2 protein-coding genes are annotated in these 1,486 nt (G+C 22.0%); both read right to left on the reverse strand.

Annotation, left to right across the window (positions count from 1 at the left end; all coding sequences use genetic code 11):
* On the reverse strand, nt 1–417 hold a 417-nt coding region (locus tag ACTT9D_RS07345), incomplete at its 3' end, for a hypothetical protein (RefSeq protein ID WP_440931129.1).
* Between the two features lie 12 nt (nt 418–429).
* Nucleotides 430–1,443, reverse strand: a complete 1,014-nt coding sequence (gene pseB, locus ACTT9D_RS07350; protein WP_440931130.1) for a UDP-N-acetylglucosamine 4,6-dehydratase (inverting) — start codon at nt 1,441–1,443, stop codon at nt 430–432.
* Nucleotides 1,444–1,486 lie beyond the last annotated feature (43 nt).

A 1,486-nucleotide genomic window follows, 5' to 3' on the forward strand; every position in this document is an offset into this window, starting at 1 on the left:
ATTCTTAAAATTTTTGAAATTATATAAAGATATTCCAAAATATTTTACAATTTTTTTTTGTTTTAATTTTTTTAAAATTTTTTTTATTCTTAGCTTATTTTTTTGTGTTAAAATATCTGGATCATGTATCATTAAGCAATAAATTTGTTTTATCTTAGTTTTTCTTAAAAATTTGTTAATTTTAATAAGATCATCACTTTTAAAATTCAGCTTTAATATAATTCTGCAATTTCTAAGATCTAATTTTTCTAATTTCTGAATACACCTTTTATACTCTAGTGAAGTTTCTATAAAATAATTTTTATTTTTTTTTAATGTTCTAAGACTTTTTTTGAAATCATTAAATGATAAATAATTATTAAGTTTTCCGTAATTATTTTCTAGATTTGCAGTACCTAAAATAAATTTTGTAATCAAAATAATTTTATCTTAACTAGATTTTTTCAATTTTTTTAGTTCTACTTTTAATTGCTTGACTGAAAAAAATTCTTTATTATTTTGAGAATTATACTCAAAATTTTTACTCACTTTTCTTCCTTTTTTATTTTTTAAATTTATTTGATAAAAATTTTTTTCTAAAAATTTATCTATTGATTGATAGATGACAAAAAAATTTTTAAATTCTAATGTATTTTGTACTTCTTCATTAGGACACATAACTTCATGAAGCTTTTCACCAGGTCTTATCCCAATAGTTTTGACTTTTGCTTTTTCATCAATTGCTTTAATTAGATCCGTAATTTTAAACGATTTTAATTTAGGTATAAATATTTCACCACCTTCCATAATTTTGAAACAATTTACAACAAATTTTACACTTTCATCCAAAGTAATCCAAAATCTTGTCATTCTTGGATCAGTTAATGTTAATTTTTTTTTATCCTTTAATAATTTTCTAAATAAAGGCAATACTGACCCTCTTGAATCTGCTACATTACCATATCTAACTACAGAAAAAGTTGTTTTATTTTTACCTTTAAAATTATTTGCAGAAATGAAAAGCTTATCAGAGACCAATTTTGTTGCACCATAAAGATTTGTTGATTGCGCGGCTTTGTCTGTTGATAAAGCGATAACTTTTTTTACATTATTTATCAAAGCTGATTCTACAATATTATTTCCTCCATTAATATTTGTTTTAATAAATTCAAATGGATTATATTCGGCAGTATCGACTTGTTTTAAAGCTGCTGCATGTACAACAAAATCAACATTTTGCATAGCCATAATTAATCTTTCTTTGTCTCTTACATCCCCAATAAAAAATCTAAAAATTTTCCTTTCATTATACATTAAATCATCAGACATTTCTTTTTGTTTCAATTCATCTCTTGAAAAAACAATTATTTTTTTTGGAACATATTTTTTTACTAAATATTTACAAAATTCTTTTCCAAAAGAGCCTGTGCCACCAGAGATAAAGATAGTTTTATTGTTGAACATATATTTTATTTATACTCATATTTTAAAAAATTTAGAACTTTTA

The organism is Candidatus Pelagibacter sp., assembly GCF_052049815.1.
Taxonomy (GTDB): Bacteria; Pseudomonadota; Alphaproteobacteria; order Pelagibacterales; family Pelagibacteraceae; genus Pelagibacter.

Coding starts and splice junctions, on each gene's coding strand:
- pseB (WP_440931130.1), bottom strand. CDS start 1,443: ATGTTCAACAATAAAACTATCTTTATCTCTGGTGGCACAGGCTCTTTT.